The organism is Shewanella sp. SG44-2, assembly GCF_014164215.1.
In the GTDB taxonomy this organism is placed as follows: Bacteria; Pseudomonadota; Gammaproteobacteria; order Enterobacterales; family Shewanellaceae; genus Shewanella; species Shewanella frigidimarina.
Genome location: NZ_JACJEU010000001.1, coordinates 23957 through 43559, shown reverse-complemented (window position 1 = coordinate 43559; position 19603 = coordinate 23957). Strand labels below are relative to the sequence as shown.

9 protein-coding genes are annotated in these 19603 nt (G+C 39.6%); 5 read left to right on the top strand and 4 right to left on the bottom strand.

What is annotated here, in order from left to right:
- Nucleotides 1-580: 580 nt before the first annotated feature.
- The 3 genes from H5181_RS00145 to H5181_RS00135 form a co-directional block, all read right to left on the bottom strand.
- A complete protein-coding gene (locus tag H5181_RS00145) occupies nt 581-3565 on the bottom strand; it encodes a TonB-dependent receptor (protein ID WP_182749715.1) in 2985 nt (994 codons plus the stop codon).
- Between the two features lie 672 nt (nt 3566-4237).
- Entirely contained in the window at nt 4238-6478 is a 2241-nt protein-coding gene (locus H5181_RS00140) for a peptidase U32 family protein (RefSeq protein WP_182749713.1), read from the bottom strand.
- Between the two features lie 382 nt (nt 6479-6860).
- Nucleotides 6861-8462 (bottom strand): ABC-F family ATPase, encoded by a 1602-nt coding sequence (locus H5181_RS00135; RefSeq protein WP_102037000.1) that lies wholly within the window; start codon nt 8460-8462, stop codon nt 6861-6863.
- Nucleotides 8463-8765: 303 nt separating this feature from the next.
- Between H5181_RS00135 and H5181_RS00130 the strand changes: the two genes are divergently transcribed.
- Both H5181_RS00130 and H5181_RS00125 read left to right on the top strand, forming a co-directional pair.
- Entirely contained in the window at nt 8766-9908 is a 1143-nt protein-coding gene (locus H5181_RS00130) for a PcfJ domain-containing protein (RefSeq protein WP_182749711.1), read from the top strand.
- Nucleotides 9909-10135: 227 nt separating this feature from the next.
- Nucleotides 10136-10912 (top strand): 2-keto-4-pentenoate hydratase, encoded by a 777-nt coding sequence (locus tag H5181_RS00125; RefSeq protein WP_182749709.1) that lies wholly within the window; start codon nt 10136-10138, stop codon nt 10910-10912.
- A gap of 328 nt (nt 10913-11240) precedes the next feature.
- Here H5181_RS00125 and H5181_RS00120 read toward each other — a convergent pair whose 3' ends face one another.
- A complete protein-coding gene (locus H5181_RS00120; protein ID WP_182749707.1) occupies nt 11241-11423 on the bottom strand; it encodes a hypothetical protein in 183 nt (60 codons plus the stop codon).
- Nucleotides 11424-11649: 226 nt separating this feature from the next.
- Here H5181_RS00120 and H5181_RS00115 point away from each other — a divergent pair, with 226 nt between their 5' ends.
- The 3 genes from H5181_RS00115 to H5181_RS00105 all read left to right on the top strand — a co-directional run bounded on the left by H5181_RS00115 (nt 11650) and on the right by H5181_RS00105 (nt 19562).
- Nucleotides 11650-14388 (top strand): EAL domain-containing protein, encoded by a 2739-nt coding sequence (locus H5181_RS00115; protein WP_182749705.1) that lies wholly within the window; start codon nt 11650-11652, stop codon nt 14386-14388.
- A gap of 438 nt (nt 14389-14826) precedes the next feature.
- Entirely contained in the window at nt 14827-17601 is a 2775-nt protein-coding gene (locus H5181_RS00110; RefSeq protein ID WP_182749703.1) for a CHASE domain-containing protein, read from the top strand.
- 251 nt (nt 17602-17852) lie between these two features.
- Nucleotides 17853-19562: a bifunctional diguanylate cyclase/phosphodiesterase gene (locus tag H5181_RS00105; protein ID WP_220491609.1), complete on the top strand. Its 1710-nt coding sequence runs from the start codon at nt 17853-17855 to the stop codon at nt 19560-19562.
- Nucleotides 19563-19603: the final 41 nt, after the last annotated feature.

Sequence of the window (19603 nt, the reverse complement as noted above, 5' to 3'; positions counted from 1 at the left end):
TATTGGTAAATGCGTATTTCAATTTTATTCAGCTCACCGAATGTACCGATGCGCTATGTAATTTGTATAAAGAGTCATGTTGAGTTCAGGATCGTTATAAGCCAATTGAGTGGATTAATGCCTTTCAAATGGTGTATTCCTTTTTACTCTGTAGAAAACGACTCATTATTTATCATTTAGTATTGCCGGACTGAAAATATCGTTAACAATAATGTTTACTTTCGCTTGAATTGGTTATCAAGTGGTATTACAAAATTGTAAGTAATACTAGAATTATTGTCAACCAATTATCTTGCCAAGGTTATACCAAAAATGTGATTGGTAAGCATAGTGCTGTTGGTTGTTAACTAAAACTAGAATTAATGATGGTTTGGTAGCAAGGTATCGCTATTTATTCGACATTTTAATCAAACAAGACAATTGTGTTAGCTGGCTCAGAACATCCGTAATGCGTTAAGACGCTGCTAGTGTCAGATCCATTTAACGCTCTAATATCGTTTGTAGTGACGGTCAATAATATTGATGTGGTTAATAGTAGAGCCTATCAATTTGATAGGCTCTAGGTTAAGACATCAGTTGATTAAAACTTAGCTCGAACACCAAGAGTGTAGCGACGGTCTGCTTCACTGTAAGCCCAGATAGAATCTAGCTCGGTGGTGTAAACAATTGGCTCACCCGTTAGGTTTACCGCATTGGCTACGACAGTGAAGTTTTCGTTGATATCCCAGCTAACTGAAAAATCAAGTTGGCCTCTATCTTCTCGGTAGCTGTTACCCACGGTAGGGTCGTAGTTGTCAGCAGAAGGGTCATTCTGGTTGAAAACGTTATAACCTAAAGCGCCAACAGTTTGTACACGCTTGGTGCTTTGGTCGTCTAAATAACGGTCGCGCCAGTTGTAGGCTAAACGTAACTGAACTTCTTCACCTTCCCAGTAAACCTGAGTGTTAGCGGTATGCTTAGAAATATTCAGTAATGGATTGCCATCGGGTTGCTCACTATCTGCATAGGTATAGTTTGCGTTAACACCTAAACCTGCCCAAATGCCGGGTAAAAAGCTGAACTGTTGCTGGTAACCTAATTCCAAACCTCTGACTTCACCGCTACCACCATTTACATCAGTGTCTATGACGATACCGGTGCGACCTGCGGCTTTTTGAGCATCAACATACGCTAAACCTTGGTCTTGAGTGGCATTAACAATGTCTCCTTGGCTTTGACCAGCGGTGTTAAGTAAACAAATATTGTTCCACTGAGTGGTATTTTGTCCGCTTATCGTGCCTGAGTCAGCTAAACAGCTGCTGTCGGTTTGTGTAAACGAGTTAACGTCTTTATAGAAAATTGCCGCAGAAAGTAAACCACCGTCGCCGAAGTAATGTTCTACAGAAAGGTCATATTGAGTAACACGGTACGGTTCTAATTGATATGAACCTTGAGTACCGGTAACTAAAGAGTTATCGATTGATAATGCAGGACTTAATTCATCAAAATCAGCACGGCGCATCACTTTAGCTGCTGCAAAACGCATTAAGGTTTCTTCAGATAAAGTATAAGTGACATTCAAGCTAGGTAAAAAGTCTGAATAATCGTTACTACCAGTATTGAGGATTTTGTTACCGTTACCGTCTACAGAATCGACAATGCTTGATTCTAATTCTGTTTGAATATAACGCCCACCAACCACTGCAGTAATGTCATCAAAATCTAAATGAAACTGTGCATAAATAGCACGAGTTTTTTCGTTGATGAACTTATATGCGCCAGTGTCTTCAACCATGTTGTCAGCTAAAGTACCGTTCATTGCATAAGTGGTACCTGCTAGCATTTGTTGGGCTAGTAAATAAGTCGCTTCAGCATCTTGCAGTTTTTCAGCGTCATACACGTTGTAGGTTAGTAGGTCATTTTGACCAGACATACCGGTTTGGTCGAACGAGTTGCTGGCATTGATAGTGGTAAAGCTGTCGCTGATAATTGGGTTATCAATCCAGGTTGGGCTATATAAGCCGTCTTCATTTTTAGCTTTTTTATACGAATCTTTAAGCGTGTTGCCATTAGGTTTAAGATCAAAGCGATTTGAACTGTAATCTCTATCGGTAAAGCGTACACCCGTTTTGATTGCAGAGATAAAATCTACACCCACATCGTGGATTTTGAAGTCAAAGCGTAATGCTTGTTCTTCATTATCTGTGTCTAACGTTTTGTGGTAAAACTCACGGAATACCAGGTTGTCTGGATTAGTTAACATACCTGTGTCTTCAAAGACATAAGATGGAATGCCACCACCATTAGTCATGCTTGCTGTGCTGGTATGTGTTACTAGATCAAGGGTAGGGTCCGTACGTTCAATTGGGCGCAAGTTAAATTCAGAAGCTGTTTGACGTTCTTCTGATTTAGAGATTGAATATTCACCCGAGATTTCGATGTTATCAGTAATATTCCACTCACCACCGATAGCATGAGAAGTCGTTTCTGATGTTGTAAAATCACTCCAGGTTTTAGGGATAACCAATACGCCACTTAGGTCGTAATTTTGCAGTTGTCCATTGCCGTCGAAGTATGAATCACTTCTTGGCACTACGGTACCGCCAACATCGAGTATTGAATAAGCCGCTTGGCCGCCATCAAGTTTTGTCGAGTTCATGTCAACGTAGAAATTAAGCTCTTCGCTAGTTGGTGCCCACTGTAGTGATAAACCAAATGCAGTACGTTCACGTTGTTCTGTTTTTTGTTCTACTGTACTTTCAGTTCTACGAAGGTATTTGCCGTTAGGGCCGCCGGATACGTCAACCGTGCCATCACCGTCTAAATCGATATCGTCTTGCAAATCAACCTTGTTAAAATACTCGTCACGACGTAATTCACGGTCTTGGTAAGATACGTTAGCAGCAGCACCGAAAGTACCGGCATCACCTAAATCCCAACTATTACCGATTGCGGCGGTAAAGTTTGGGGCAACATTTTCAGTTTTGTCTGCGTATTCACCGTCAAGGGTAATCGCAACTAGCGGCTCACTAAGTTCTAATGGGCGTACTGTCTGCATGTTAACAGTGCCACCTAAGGCACCTTCAATCATTTCAGGCGTTGGAGATTTAATCACTTCAACTGTTTTTAAGAAGCTAGCAGGGAAGTCATCTAAACTAATACCACCTCGCCCAGGACCTGCTGTTGAACGGCCATTAAGCAAAATGAGGTTTTCTGATACACCGCGGATCGTGACTGATTCGCCTACACCAAAATCAGATTCAATAGAAACACCTGTTATACGTTGCAATGCTTCTGCAATGTTGTTGTCTGGTAATTTACCAATATCTTCGGCAACGATAACATCGACAATTCGTTCGTCAGTTCGTTTAAGTAAGTTAGCCGCTTTTAAGCTGCCAAATATGCCTCGAACAGCAATAACTTCAATTTCACTTGCTTTAACTTTTTCTGCTTCAGTTTGTGCTGTTGGTTCTGCAGCTAATGCTGGCATGGTTAACATGGCTGTTAAAGTCGCGCCAAAAATGGTTATATTGTTGGCTTTGTTTTTAGCACCACTGAACATGGCGCTTATTTTATTCAACTTCATAATTCCCCCCAAAGAAATTGTTTGTTTTGGTATTACCAATGTTGTTGTTTTAATCAACAGATACATTTATATAACACGTTACCAACAATTGCAATTGATCATTACCAAATTAATTTATTTGTCTTACCAAATTGTGTCTCTTCAAATTTATACGATGATGTCTTTAATCTATCAGTCGTTATCCAGCAATGCTATTGTACTCTGGCTTGTGACTATAGCGTTTAAAACAGAGATGCGTCACTTGAAGAGTGTAATATTTATGCTTATTTGTGATGAATGCTGGTTTTACAGGGCTAAGAATAACCAAGAAGATTGGTAATGTAAGTTTTTATATTGGTATTACAATTTGGCGTGAGTTAATGTTGTTGCGGTGGTTAGTACGTCTAAAAAGTACCTTTTATAAGGTCGTTGGAGGTATTTAGATGGATATAGCTAGTTGAGATGTTAACTTGAAATTAACGTCGATAAAGCATGTTGTAGTGCGAAATTAACAGCGGCTAGCATCAGAAACACCAAGGGTCGCATTAATGCGACCCTTGTTTTTGTTATGTTGGACTAGGTAACTTATCGCTTATTATCACAATCGATAATTGATAATCGATAATTGATAAATTAATTGAGTCATAAGTTAATCATCACACTCTATGTCGAGCGAGTCATTATCCAGCGTTATTATAAACCTTGCTGATACTGGGCATTAGTCGAAATGGTCACCAGTTGATTTAACTCCACTTTCGATTCGCTAACGCCTTTAAGGACATTTTCGAAGTGGGCGACCAGCTGAGTTTTATCTATTTCTGCTTTTGAGCCAGATCCTATGTTGGTGAGATCGATAAAGAACTCATCAAATAAGTGTGATAAATCTTCAACGGCTTCGATGTTTAAAAACTGCTCGTGGTTATAGATGCTCGGGTAACCGCCTTTTTGTTTGTCTACTGCAAACGAAATACCTTTCACATTAGTGATGGTAGTGGCTTTTTCACACTTGAGCATGCAACCGTCTTCAATGCTGGGCTTATTACAGCCTACCGTTTGTTGGAAAAAGCATTGTCTGCTGGTCATCATCAAAATAGGGTGATAGATGCTGTAAAGCAGTTTGAAGTTTTCCGGCCTGGCGATATTTTTAATTTGATTACGATTAATCTCGTTAGAAATAAACGCACCAGCACAATTTAATTGCTCTTGTAATGTTAGCAAGGCATAAGAGTTAGTAGTGTTTAAAAACGGGCCTGCAATCCACTCGATGTCCATTTCATAGGCTTTAAACGCGACGCCGGTATTGTTAGTAACAATTCGCTTAGGCTTAACCACTTCTAACACTCTTACTGCTTCGATGTAATCTTTGCCAATAAGCACAGCCGGAAACCACGGAATTAACCTTGGGTTGCGTAAAAAGATATCAATATACTTGTTGTCGTTTTTCTTAAAGCTTTCAGGCAGCTTAAAGTAGATGTCGGCATCGGTAACATCACATAAGTTGACGTCTTTTTCATCACTAATAAGCAAAGATAATGTCGGTGTTTCTGTTACTTTCGGATGCTTAGGTAACTTGGGTAAGGTTACTGCACCTATGTATTCTCTTTGTGTTAGCTGTAATAACAGTTGGTTTTTAAGCTGAGTTAACTGACTAAATGGTAGACTTAAATCAGCCTGCAAGCCGTCATAATTAAACGCTTGTAACAAGTAACCACTGCCTTTTAAGCTTTTAAAGCGTTTTTCAATGGCCGCTTCATCAACCCGAGACTCTGTCGCTTGGGTTAGAGAGATAGATGATTCAATCACAAAGTGTTGGTCTGGTGTGGTCACCGTGATCGACAATGGTTGATTTACTTGGCCTGAAAATGCCAGTGCTAACGTTGGCTTGGCAATGCTCAGGTGATTAATTTTTTCGGCAACCAGTTGCACAATGGCGTCTTTTTCTGACGACAGTGTTTGTTGTGCTTCTTGAATTTGTACCACTGATATTGCGTTACTTTTATCGTTAGCATGTTTAAAGCTGTTATCGCGTGGATTGTCGATAAACATGTCTTTGGTGAGGTTACCCTTTAAAAATGAGTTGGTAAAATCACGGTTGAACACTTTATGTAAGTTCGAGTCATCGGCTAACAGCTTGCCTGTTTCGATAAATTTGTCGATCTGTTTACGCCAGCTGTCCACCACGGTATGCACATATTGTGCACCTTTAATGCGGCCTTCAATTTTGAGTGAGTCAACACCGGCATCAACCAATTCTGGTAAATCAAAGTAAGCTGAGTTGTCTTTTAGATTCAGCGGAAACTTGTTGCCCGCAGCTGTGACTTCATATTCGTCACGACATGCCTGGCTACAGCGGCCACGGTTGCCAGAATTACCAACACTCACTGAGCTTGAATAACATTGACCAGAGAAGGCGATACATAATGCGCCGTGAACAAAAACTTCGGTAAGCACTTCGTGATCGTGGGCGAGGGTGGTGAGGCTTTTAATTTCGCCAAGGTTTAGCTCACGAGATAAATTGACGCGAGTGGCGCCGATTTTGGCTAAAAAGCCAATTTGACCTTCGTTATGAGTTGTCAGCTGGGTTGAGGCATGAATTGCTAGGCTTGGAAAATGTTTAGTCACTAGATTAAACAGGCCTAAATCCTGGACGATAATGCCGTCGATACCCGTATTCACAAGCTGATTGAGCAATTTAACCAATGTCTGAACTTCGTTTTCTAAAATAACGATGTTCATAGTAAGAAACACTTCACACTGATATTGGTGTGCAAGCGCGATAACACCAATTAAGTCATCGAATGATAGGTTTGCTGCACGGTTACGGGCGTTGAAGGTATCTAAGCCACAATAAACGGCGTTTGCACCGGCTATTATCGCAGCTTTGATCGCATCGACATCTCCACCAGGTGCCAATAATTCGATTTTTCTATTCATGATATTTTCGCTATTTTATGTCGTTAGTTATTAATTTTAGGCGTAGATTTTACGTGTATCTGCAACGGATTACTATTGATTAGGCTTTATGAATATAAATAACCTCAGTTCGTGATAACCAACGCCTCCCAAACAGCCTTTGCTTTGCTAACAGTGTTAATTCGCACAGTTAGTAAAGTAAATGACAAGTTTGACAGTTGTTCATGTCTACACTTCTAATCTTTATACATACATCTGCAATCGCGATTTCTGCTTAATCATTATCTCTATGATGAATTAAACAAAAAAGGTCTTCATCTTTGCAATATTATGCAACATGAAGACCTTACTTTAACGATGTTATCCGTTAATGGACATTGAGTATCGCATGCCCAAATAGAGGTTAACCTCGGGCTTCTGCTTCAGCTTGGCTTGCAAGGTATTCATCAAATGTACCTTGGAAGTTTATCAATTTTTTGCCTTTTACATCAATAATACGCGTTGCCAAAGATGACACAAATTCGCGGTCATGGCTGACAAATATTAATGTGCCTTCAAATAATTTCAAGGCTTGGTTTAGCGCTTCAATCGCTTCCATGTCCATGTGGTTGGTTGGCTCGTCCATTACCAGTACGTTAATATCCATCATCATTAACTTACCGAATAATAGGCGGTTTTTCTCACCACCAGAACAGTTACGAACTTTTTTATTGGCGTCGTCATCTGAAAATAACAGACGACCTAACATACCGCGAACCATTAAATCATTGTGCTTTGGTGTGCGCCATAATGACATCCAATCAAATAAAGTCATGTCATTATCAAAGTCAGCGGTGCTGTCTTGCGGGCAGTAACCAATCGCAGCATTTTCAGACCATTTAATACGGCCATGATTGTGTTGCAATTCATTTACTAAACAGCGTAATAGGGTCGTTTTACCTACGCCGTTCTCGCCAATAATCGCCAGTTTAGAACCCGCTTCAAGAATAAGGTCGCCGTGTTCGAATAACACTTCGTCGAAACCGTGTGACAACTCTTCAAGTACAAGTGCTTGGCGATGCAGCTTTTTGCTTTCTGCAAAACGAATTGATGGGGTTATACGGCTAGATGACTTAACATCATCTAACTTAATTTTGTCCATTTTTTTAGCGCGTGAGCTAGCTTGCTTTGCTTTAGATGCGTTTGCACCAAAACGGTTAACGAAGTCTTGCAGCTCGTCAATTTCAGCACTTTTCTTGGCGTTGCCTGCTAATAGTTGCTCACGAATTAAGCCTGATTGAGCTAAGAAATATTCGTAATTACCAGGATAAACACGTAATTCGCCGTAATCGATGTCAGCCATGTGGGTACAAACAGAGTTTAAGAAGTGTCTGTCGTGCGAAATGATGATCATGGTGCATTTACGTTTGTTTAGCTCTGTTGCCAACCAACTAATGGTATGAATATCCAAGTTGTTGGTAGGTTCGTCGAGTAACAAAATGTCTGGGTTAGCGAATAAAGCTTGTGCTAATAGCACGCGCAATTTCCAACCTGGAGCAACCTGTTGCATTAAACCAAAGTGAAATGACTCTTCAATACCGGCTTCTAACAGAATTTCACCAGCGCGACTTTCAGCTGTGTAGCCGTCCATTTCCGCGAACTGACTTTCTAGGTCGCCTACTCGCATGCCGTCTTCGTCGGTCATTTCCGCTTTGGCATAAATGCTGTCACGTTCTTGTTTTACTTTCCACAGTCCGACATCACCCATAATCACTGCGTCGACAACACTATATTGTTCAAACGCGAACTGATCTTGACTAAGCGTACCGACTTTAAAGCCTGGCGTAATCGACACGTTTCCTGATGTTGGAGCCAAAGCACCACTCAAAATTTTCATGAACGTGGATTTACCACAGCCATTTGCGCCGATTAAACCGTAACGGTTACCGTGACCAAATTGAGCCGAGATGTTTTCAAATAATGGCTCAGGGCCAAACTGCATGGTGATATTAGCGGTAGAAATCAAAGCAATGTTCCAACTGTGTACTACTGAATATTTATCAACAAACGGCAAGACAACAGCCAAGTGTGAATAAGACAGACATAAGTATATGTAAGTAAATAGGCCGCGGATTATACAGGTTAGCGCTAAGTTGTCGATTTATAATCTGCTTATATAGCAGACAATGGCGTTAACCTTGTGTTAGGGAAGTATCGAACTGTGTAAATTGGCTGATATCTGCGCGGTTGAATCGATTGCTATAGAATCTGATGCCAAATAAGTTTCAATATCAGCTACATTATTGATTTGGTTGTTTTAGGAGTCGACATGACTGGTGCGTTATCCATCCCTATGCGCGAATTGGGTTTTGATTATGATGTTCAATTACACTGCTGGGATAATGGCTTAGCTGGATTTAGAACCTTTAATCATCAATCTAATGAGCAACTGGAAGGCGGGTTAGGGCTAGGACTTGATTTAGTGACTCAAAGCGAAGCTGGTCGAGCCTGGTTGGCGACTATTCCGCAACATTTGTTGAAGATCACTCAGCCTTTTGCAGAGCATCAATACCAAATGTTGTGGCTGGCAGCTAATTGTGAACCCGCATTACAGATATTACTCAGCAGACCGGTGTTGTTATTACTGATTTGCGAGCAATACTGTGTCGATAATCAACAAGCGCTTGAATTTTGTTTACTAGGACAGCGGCAGATTTTAACGGCGCTGGGCTATCACAGCAGTAAAGCAGCGCTTAAGTTTATTGATAAGTTAACGTTAACCTATGAACGAGAAGCCGATTTACTGCATGTTAAACGTCAATTAGATGCGCGATTTGAACACTTTAGTCGTTTTAAGCATTATCAACAGATTAACTTAAATGCTTTGAGTGTTGATCACATGTACCCATTTTTTACTGGTACTCCGCTTGGGCTCGATTTGGCGTTTAATCAGCAACAAGGACGAAGCAAATTAATGGCGTACTTGAATGACACTTTGCATTTAGGCGTTGCGTTAGGGGTTTTAGATCCGCTGCAACGGGTGAGTCAATTGCCGTCGATTGAAGATTTACGCCAGTTACATGATCGCTGGGTGCTTGAGCGCAATGACATCTCAGTAGTTAATGCCCGCCCACAAAATGCCGATATCGCCTATCCGCAATTGCTTAAAGCCAATGGTCAAATTATGGCTATTAGCCGTTATGATGAACTCGTCGCAGAAGGCCAGGAACAAGGTCACTGTATCGCTATTTATCATCAAAGCATTGCCAACGGACATTATTGTGCGTTTAAAATGGCTAAGCCTGAACGAATGACTATTGGTATCAAAATCACTAAAACCCAGCCGTTGATGTGCGAAATCGACCAGATTAGAGGCGCGTCTAATGCAATGCCATCGGAGCAAACACGCGAGATTGTTTATCAGTGGTTTGAGCAAACTAAAGCACAGTTAAAACAACGCAAAGCCGGATAACCTGATAGTTAACTTCAGGCTAGCTTTAATACTGTGGGTGTTTGTGAGGTGTCATCAACACTAACGCTACTAACTTTAACGCTACTAGCATTAACATCACTAACATCGATACTGCAGTGACTAATGTGTGGCGTTAGTACTAACCGAATATTTATTTATAATAATCACTTACTCGCGAATAATGCTTCGCTTGTTAAAGTATTTCACTATCGCAATAGGAAACCGTAATGGTTCAACAAACGAATATAAACGACATTGCCAAACATCTCTTTTCACAAAGGCATTGTGTTAATCCTGAGTCAAATTTACTACCTGAACAGCATATAGACAGTATTGAAACGGCACTTGAAATCCATGTCGCGATGATTGCATTGAATCAACATAATGTTACTGGGTGGAAATGTTTAACGCCGCGAGACAATGGCGATTTGATTGTTGCACCTATTTTGGCTGATGCCATTGTCAATCAACACGATTGCGCCATTTTATCATCTGCACAGCGTGCCTTGATTGAGCCTGAAATCGCTTTTGTTGTTGGTCAAACCTTTGAGGCTCATCGTCATTACTCTGATACCGAAATCGATCAACAAATTAGCGCTACTCATATGGCATTGGAGTTAATTCAACAACGATTTAGCCGAGATTATTCAGCCACATTTGTTGAAAAGTTGGCAGACGGACTCAGTAATCAGGGGTTGTACTTAGGCCCAGAAATTGACAAAGCTAAGGCATTAATGGCTAGCAAAATCCAAATAACGGTCACTCAACAACAAACTACCAATACCTATGACGGTTGTCATCCGTGTGATTTACCTGCATCACCTTTGTACTGGTTAGTGAATTTTTTAACCGCTCGCGGCATTGAGATTACAGCCGGCCAAGCGATAATTACCGGCTCATACTGCGGTGTACTTAAAGTCGACATGGATAAACCTCTGCAGATTGAATATCAAGGATTAGGCAAGATGTCGTTGTCGTTTAGTGAGTTAAGCTTGAGCCAATAATCTACTGGGCCGTTCTCACTTAGTGATAGCGGGTAAACTTCAACCAAAACCCTGATAGTAGACTTACATGACGACTGCATGGATGCAGGAGCTAGAGTAACGCAGGAGCAGTTACCGACGACTGCATGGATGCAGGAGCTAGAGTAACGCAGGAGCAGTTACCGACGACTGCATGGATGCAGGAGCTAGAGTAACGCAGGAGCAGTTACCGACGACTGCATGGATGCAGGATCTAGAGTAACGCAGGAGCAGTTACCGACGACTGCAATGGATGCAGGAGTTAGAGTAACGCAGGAGCAGTTACCGACGACTGCAATGGATGCAGGAGTTAGAGTAACGCAGGAGCAGTTACCGACGACTGCATGGATGCAGCTTGTCTATTACAAGATAATAATACACCGATGGCAGTACTAATACCGCTTGGCTTACCGTCTACACTTCCTAGCTCGACATAAACAGTATGGTTGAGCGCTTGATCACAAAAATACAGTTCACTAATGGTTGCAGACATAAAAAACTCATTAAAGTTTGTATGTCAGTAACCTTTTTTAGTATAAATAAATTATCAAAGTTATTTAAATGTGCGCAACTAAGCAGTTGAAAAATTTTAGTTAATATTTAAATACGTAAGCTATTGTTTTAAATGTGGTACGATTTAAATCGGTATTAACAAATTGATTACATTTCACCGGTGTTAGTTTTAGCATTGGCTATACAAACACCAGGAACAAATAATAATGTCAAATAAACCAAATGCATATGCAAATGTCTTACTTTGTATATTGTTATTGTTGTCATTCACAAGTATTACCCGTGCAGATACAGTCGAGAAGGCCGTTATTGAGCCAATAACGCTTAATGAAAACGAATTACAGTGGTTGAGCGAGCACCAACCCATTCGTGTTGGTGTTGATGGATATTTCCCTCCTTACAGCTATATCAATGAAAACGGTCAAATTGTTGGTATGGCAATTGATACTTTATTTCTAATGGGTAAAAAATTAAATATCCAATTTGAATTAAGTGATGAAAATCGCTGGCCAAATATTGTAAAAAACTTGCAGAAAAAGGACATTGATATTGTGTTGACCATGGTTAACACACCTAATCGTGAAAAAAAGTTCTTATTCACTAGCCCAATAGTATTTAAATCACTGGTCATTATCGGCAAAAAAAACAAGCATCAAATTCATAACCGCAGTGATATTGCACATAAAACCATTGCCTTAGTTAAGGGATATCAATATACCGATAACATTATCGATGAATTCCCCAGTGTGACCCCATTTCTTGTTGATAACATGCGCGAAGCGATGGAAGCCGTTCAGGCAAATCAAGCTGATGCAGCTATTACCTTTTTTGCTGCTGCTAATTATTACCAGTTAAAGTATTCATTTTCCGATTTAAAGTTCGTCGCTTTCTATGAAAAAAACAATGCTAATGAATCAATCGCAGTCAGAAAAGATTTCCCTGTATTAGCCGGTATTATGCAGAAAGGGCTGAGCTCGTTAAGCTCTGCTGAAAAAATTGCTATCAATGAAGCCTGGGGGGCAAATATCACGCTGCCGAAAGATTACCAAGATGTGTTTGAGTTTGCGGCGGTGGCAGGTGTATTAATTTTGCTGCTCAGTCTGTGGATTGTGCAAGCTAAACGGAATAATCAAGCCTTAACCATTGCTAATATTAATACTGCAAATGCCAATATGGCATTAAACGAATTAAAAAATAATCTTGAACAAAACGTCTTGGAACGGACGCTTCAGCTTACCATTAGCGAAAATAGATACCGTGGTTTGGTTGAGTCGTTAGAAGATGAATATATTTTTTATCAACACGATATCGAAGGATTTATACAATACGTTAGCCCATCGGTTACTCATATTTTGGGGCTTACTATTTCTGGTTTTGGTGAGTATTACTATAAGTATTTAACGGATAATCCGAAAAACAAACTTATCTCAGGATATATTCAGCGCATTATTAACGGCGAGAAATTAGCTCCATTTGAAATGGAAATATTTGCGGCTAATGGCATTATTCATACCTTTGAGGTGCTTGAACGCCCTATGTATGATGATAAAGGTGAATGTATTGGTTGTGAAGGTATTGCCCACGATGTGACATCGCGTAAACAGCAACAAGATATGTTGTATCAGTTATCGCACTATGATGACTTAACGGGCTTAATTAACCGTTACTTTTTTAAAATATTACTCGACGAAAATATTCAAACATGTTTGCAAAATCAACAGACCTTGGCATTACTGTTTTTAGATCTCACTCGATTTAAAATTATTAATGATAATTTTGGCCATAGTGCTGGAGACTATATTCTCAAACAGGCTGCTACACGCATTAGTACTACGCTGAACGGAACCTTCACAGTGTCGCGTTTTGGCGGAGATAAATTTTGTATTGCGTTGCCCAATACATCAGCTGATGATGCGAATGTTATTGCGACAGAATTAGTTGAAGTGTTTCAACATCATTTTGAATTTTTAGAACAAACGATTATTTTAGGATGCCGCGTGGGTATTAGTCTTTTTCCTGAAGATGGCCAAGATGCTGAAGCGATATTAAGTCAAGCAGATTCAGCGTTATATGAAGCCAAGAAAAGACCGAACGGCGTGGCATTTTGTAACAAACAACAAGCACTACACAATAAGCGTCGACTCGTTATTGAACAAGGATTACGCAAAGCGTTAGCTGAAAATGTTGTTGAACAATATCAATTGTTTGCGGTGTATCAGCCCTTAATTATTTTACCAAGCCAGGAATTAGCTGGATTTGAAGCGTTGATGCGCTGGCAACACCCCGAATTTGGGATGATCTCTCCGGCTGAATTTATTCCCATTGCCGAAGATACCGGTTTAATTTTCGAGTTAAGCCGTTGGATGCTCCAAACTGTATCCCAACAACTTGTTAGATGGCATGAACAACATTTCGATTTCAAAAGGGTATCAGTCAATTTGTCTGCGCTAGAATTGATGAACATAAACTTAGCTGACGATTTACTGGCTGTTATTGCAGCGACTGGCGCGCAACCTAAGTGGCTTAAGTTTGAAATCACCGAAACCGCTTTGATGGCCATTCCTGAGCAATCAATCGATATTTTACAAAAGCTTATCCAAGCTGATATTCATGTGGCTATTGACGACTTTGGCACGGGTTATTCATCACTTGCCTATCTCAAGTCGTTGCCAGCAACGACGTTAAAAATTGATCAGTCATTTATCTGTAATCTAATTCATTCAGCTGAAGATCAAGCCGTGGTAAAAGCGGTGATAAACATGGCGCATTCATTAGATAAATGTGTCACGGCTGAGGGCGTTGAATTACAAGACCAATTAGACTTTTTGATTGAGCATCATTGCGATGTTGCACAAGGGTATTATTTTTCAAAACCGATGAATGCTGATGATGCTTATCATAAATACGCTGTAATCACTAACTCAATGGATGATGGTACGCATTAACATAATGCAATTGTTAACCGTTTCTTAGCAGGTTTATCCGATTTAAATCAACACTTTAATTTTATTATTGATTTCGGTTTATTATCTGATTGCTGTTCAAGATAATAAACGCTATCAAGTGACAATTTTCCATCAATGGTAGTAAATCATTGCCATTTTATGGGCGATTTAGGCAAGATTTGCTGTATGTGAGTCGAGGAGAACGTTTGTTATAACGATAAATGACTAGGGTCTGCCAATGAATTTATTATTCATATTCTGCTTAGCGCTTATATCAATTCAAGCGGGTCAAATAATGATGTTGTAGCGTAATTTATAAGCTAAAATAAAAGTGTTGATTGATTGTTAAAGCATCACCTTAATCGATTTTAAAGTAGATTTAATAACAACAAATGGATGTCATTAGGACCAACTTTTACGGTACTCATAGGGAAATTTATGCCGCAGCTCAATAAAGTATATTCTTGGTTATCCCCATCTACCACTGCTTCAAACTATATATCTGCTATCAGGGTCTTTTTTTCAGCCATTGGTTATTGGTTTTTTGGAGTCTTAGCAAGTTATTTTGTTATTGAGTCAGGCTTTGCCAGTCCAATTTGGCCTGCGGCAGGCTTTGCCTTATTAGTTGGTTTGCGTTTTGGATATTTGACGTTGCTTGGCATTTTCTTTGGCGCGTTTACTGTCACTATGAATTTTCTTAATAATGCTTGGTTAGAGCCTAGCACTGTATGGTGGATCCCTTGCATCATTGCATCTGGGGTTGTTTTTCAAGCTGCTATTGCTATCTGGCTTGTGCGTAGATTTGTTTTACCGCTACAAGATTTATTTTCGTTTAAGGCTATTAGCTTGTTCGTATTAGCATCTGCACCCGTTGCCAGTATTATTTCTGCATCAATTAGTGTGGTTGCGCTGCAGATAGCAGGTCAGTTAGAAGACAAGCTTTTGTCGTCATATTGGTTAAATTGGTGGTTTGCAGATACGATTGGCGTTTTTATTTTTTGTCCTGTCATCATTTCCTTGAATTTATTGCCACAACGTAAGACTAAATTATTCTCCTTTTATGTGCCGTACTTATTAATGATTGCGGTTGTTATTACCCTTTTTTCATTAACTCGCACAGATCAACTCGTAAAACAACAGGCTATCTTTGACGCAAAAGCCCAAGGAATGCTGACCGCTATTCAAAAACAAACTGAGAATATTCTTCATGCCTCACAAACCATGGTAAGTATCTTTAGCTTATTTGATTCAATTAGTTTTAATCAATTTCAAGAATATACAGTAAGTATTTATGATTATATTCTAGGTACTCATGCTCTTTCTTGGATACCTGAGGTGAATAACTCAGAACGGAAGGTTTATGAGCAACGTATGAGCATTCAACTGGCAAAAGATTATCACTTTACACAACGTGATTCATCGGGTGATTTGATTACTGCCACAACAAGAGACCGCTATTATCCGGTTTATTATATTGCCCCGTTAGCATCCAATAAAGCGGCCTTAGGGTTCGATATAGGTTCGCACCTAGGGCGTAGAAGTGCCATCAATCATGCGCTTGAACTTGGGCGTTCGGTCGCTACAGAACCTATTACTTTGGTACAAGAAACAGAAAAACAATTCGCTTTTTTATTACTGACACCCATCGTGACTCATGATGAACGGAACCTAGGCTTAATCTCTGCCGTTTATCGCGCAAAAGAGCTGCTTGGATCTGCGTTAAATGACAATTTAGACAGTGTCAGCATTCGAATTTTGGATGTTACTAATAGCTCCACACCCATGCAGTTTTTCGAAAATAATTTAGGTGAGTCCAATATCCACTGGCAGGGTGAACTTCAGTTTGCTGAACGCACATGGTTAATCCAACTATCTCCAACATTAGAAAGTGTGCTCATGACTGAAGGGCAAGAAGTCTGGCTTGTGATTGTTGCTGGTTTTATTATTAGTACCCTGATGGGACTATTTATTTTATCGCTAATTAACCGCAAAGTAATGGTTGAAAATTTAGTAACCGAAAAAACGCGAGCATTGAGTATCTCGCTAACAGAAACCAAAAGGGCGCAGCAAAAAATAGTAGAAAACGAGACCAAAGTTAGAATTATTCTCGAAACAGTTGTTGATGGCATTATTACCATTGATGTTTCAGGCACTATAAAAACATTTAATCCAGCAGCGGTAAAAATGTTTGGTTATACCGCTGATGAAGTGTTGGATAAAAATGTGACTCTATTAATGCCTGAATTTGATAAAAATTCCGCAGCTAACGTAGAACCCTTTTTAGACATAGCAAATACGGATCACAGAGTCATAGGGCGTGAGGTGACAGGCAAACGCAAAGATGGCACTGAATTTCCTGTCGATTTAGCCATTAGTGAGATGGTTCTCAACGACCAACGTATGTTCACTGGTGTTGTGCGTGATATAACTGATCGTAAAAATGCCAAAATATCACTCACCAATGCACTCAAACAGGCTGACGATAAAGCGATTGAATTGCAGCATTATGTTGACGAACTGTCAAAATCTAATCAAGAGCTAGATCAATATGCGTATGTAGCATCCCATGATTTAAAATCACCGCTACAAGCTATTGGGCAAATATCTTCATGGATCCAAGCCGACTGTGCAGATTTATTACCTGAAGCCTCTCAAAAACACCTACAGTTGTTACAACAACGAATTAAACGAATGGAAAATTTGTTGGCCGATTTATTAGCTTACTCACGCATTGGTCGCCAAGAGTATCAATGGGAAAGCGTCAATTTAGATCAGTTAACACAACATGTTTTTGAGCTCAATTGTTTGGATAATGGGTTTTCATTAGTGTGTGACACAGGCCAAGTTGTCTGTCGATTACCGAGAATTCCGCTAGAATTAGTATTACGGAACCTCGTCAATAACGCGATTAAGCATCATGACAAAAGCACAGGCGTTATTCATTTAAAATATGAAGTAACAGACACTTACCACATTATCTCTATTTGTGATGATGGCCCAGGTATTCCGGTAGCGTACCAAGGCAAAGCACTTGAGATGTTTCAAACTTTAAAATCCAGAGATGAAATTGAAGGTAGTGGTATGGGTTTGGCACTAGTGAAGAAAACCATTTCGTTTTACGCAGGAGACATCAAAATTATCTCGGAGGGTCGTGGTACCTGTATTTCAACTTATTGGCCTAAGAACGAAAGGACAACTAAGTCTATAGAATAACAACCTGCAAACGCATAAGCTATTGATATAAAAGATGATGGTATCCGATTTTTCTATTTGTTTAACCAGTTATTATGTTTTGCTTCTACAGAATAAACATAATGCAGTATCGATTAATTATAACCATTATTTTGTTGATGGATCGCACAAAGGGCATTTAGTAATCGATTGAATAATATTAATTATTTTTCGATATTACGATAAATCAACCATATATTTATCGTTAAAAATGTCACAACGAGGATAAAGCAATGACGCTGAAAGTATTAATTGTTGATGATGACATAATTGATCGTGAAATGATCCGTAGAGCACTACAGCAAGGACAAGTTGACATTACTATCGACGAAGCTTGCACTGTGGATGAAGGAATAGTAATTTACGATAAAAATCAATATGATGTGGTTTTACTTGACTACAGAATGCCTTGTCGTGATGGAATAGAAATGGTGCTGGAGCTGCGAAGCCGTGTGCGTGATTATGGCAGTGCCATCATTATGATGAGTTCTTCAGAAGATGAGACTCTGGCTATTGAATGTATTACCGCCGGTGCACAGGACTTTATACCCAAATCTGAAGTAACAGCATCAAGGCTATACAGGGCAGTGATCCACTCTCAAGCAAAGTTCAATTTAGAGCGTGAGTTGCGCCAAAGCTATATTAAAGTTAAACAGCTTGCCGAAAGTGATTCTTTAACCGGTTTGGCTAATCGTTTTTTATTTGACGAAGCGCTAAAAGTCGCCGTGGCAAATAACAAAAGACGTAAGCATACATTAGCGCTTATTCTGATGGATATTGATAAGTTTAAATTCGTTAATGATGCTCATGGTCATGATGTAGGCGATGAACTTTTAAAGACATTAGTCGCTCGAATTAGCCGATGTTTACGTGGTGATGAACTGTTTGCGCGTCTAGGTGGAGATGAATTTGCCATCATGGTTACTAACCTAGAATCTGCCGATGACTCTAGTATTATTGCCACTCGGTTACTTAAAACACTTGTCGAACCATTTGAACTTGCACGAGTAACGTTAAGCGTCAGTATGAGCATTGGCATCGCCACCCATCCAGGTAATAGTATTAATAGCCAAGATTTATTCAAAAATGCAGATATTGCTCTTTATCGAGCTAAACGGCTAGGGCGAAATCAAGTGTGTTATTTTGAAGAGGCCATGCAAAAAGAGTTTATGCATCAGTATAATCTGGAAGCTGGATTATCTCATGCATTGGCCAATGAAGAATTTGATGTGTTTTATCAACCGGTATTTGAACCTAACACTGCGTATTTGGTTGGTGCCGAAGCATTATTACGCTGGACATATAATGGGCAAAACATTACACCCGATGAGTTTATTCCATTAGCAGAGAAAACTCGGTTAATTAATAGCATTGGACGCTGGGTGATTAGACAAACAGTTCAACAATTAGCCATTTGGAATGAAAACCAAGCTCGTTCAATGTCGATGGCGATCAACGTTTCTGCTGTTCAGTTAGAAGACCCAGATTTTGCAAAATATATTGGTTCTGTTTTATTAGAATTCAATGTTGATCCTGCATCAATTGAGCTTGAAATTACCGAGACGGCTCTATTAAAACAAAATGAAATAAGTTTGGCCGTCATTAATAACATAGACAGCTTAGGTTGTAAGATCTCCCTAGATGACTTTGGAACTGGCTACTCTTCAATTTCCCACCTTCATAATTTCCCAATCGATATTGTAAAAATTGATAAATCTCTTATTCCCAAAGATATTCATGATGAAAAGCGTAAAGCGCTAATTAGTGGATTAGTTGGTATGATCCGCTCGTTACATCTCAATATCGTTGCTGAAGGAGTTGAGTTAGAGCATCAAGTTGAACTTTGTAAACAACTAGATATAGAAAGGGTACAAGGTTTTTTTTATTCAAAAGCAATCGATAATCAAACCTTTTTCGATCGATATATTAACAAGTCATCGTAGTTGCTAAGGCCGATATTGGTAGCTACTTGTTATATGGCATA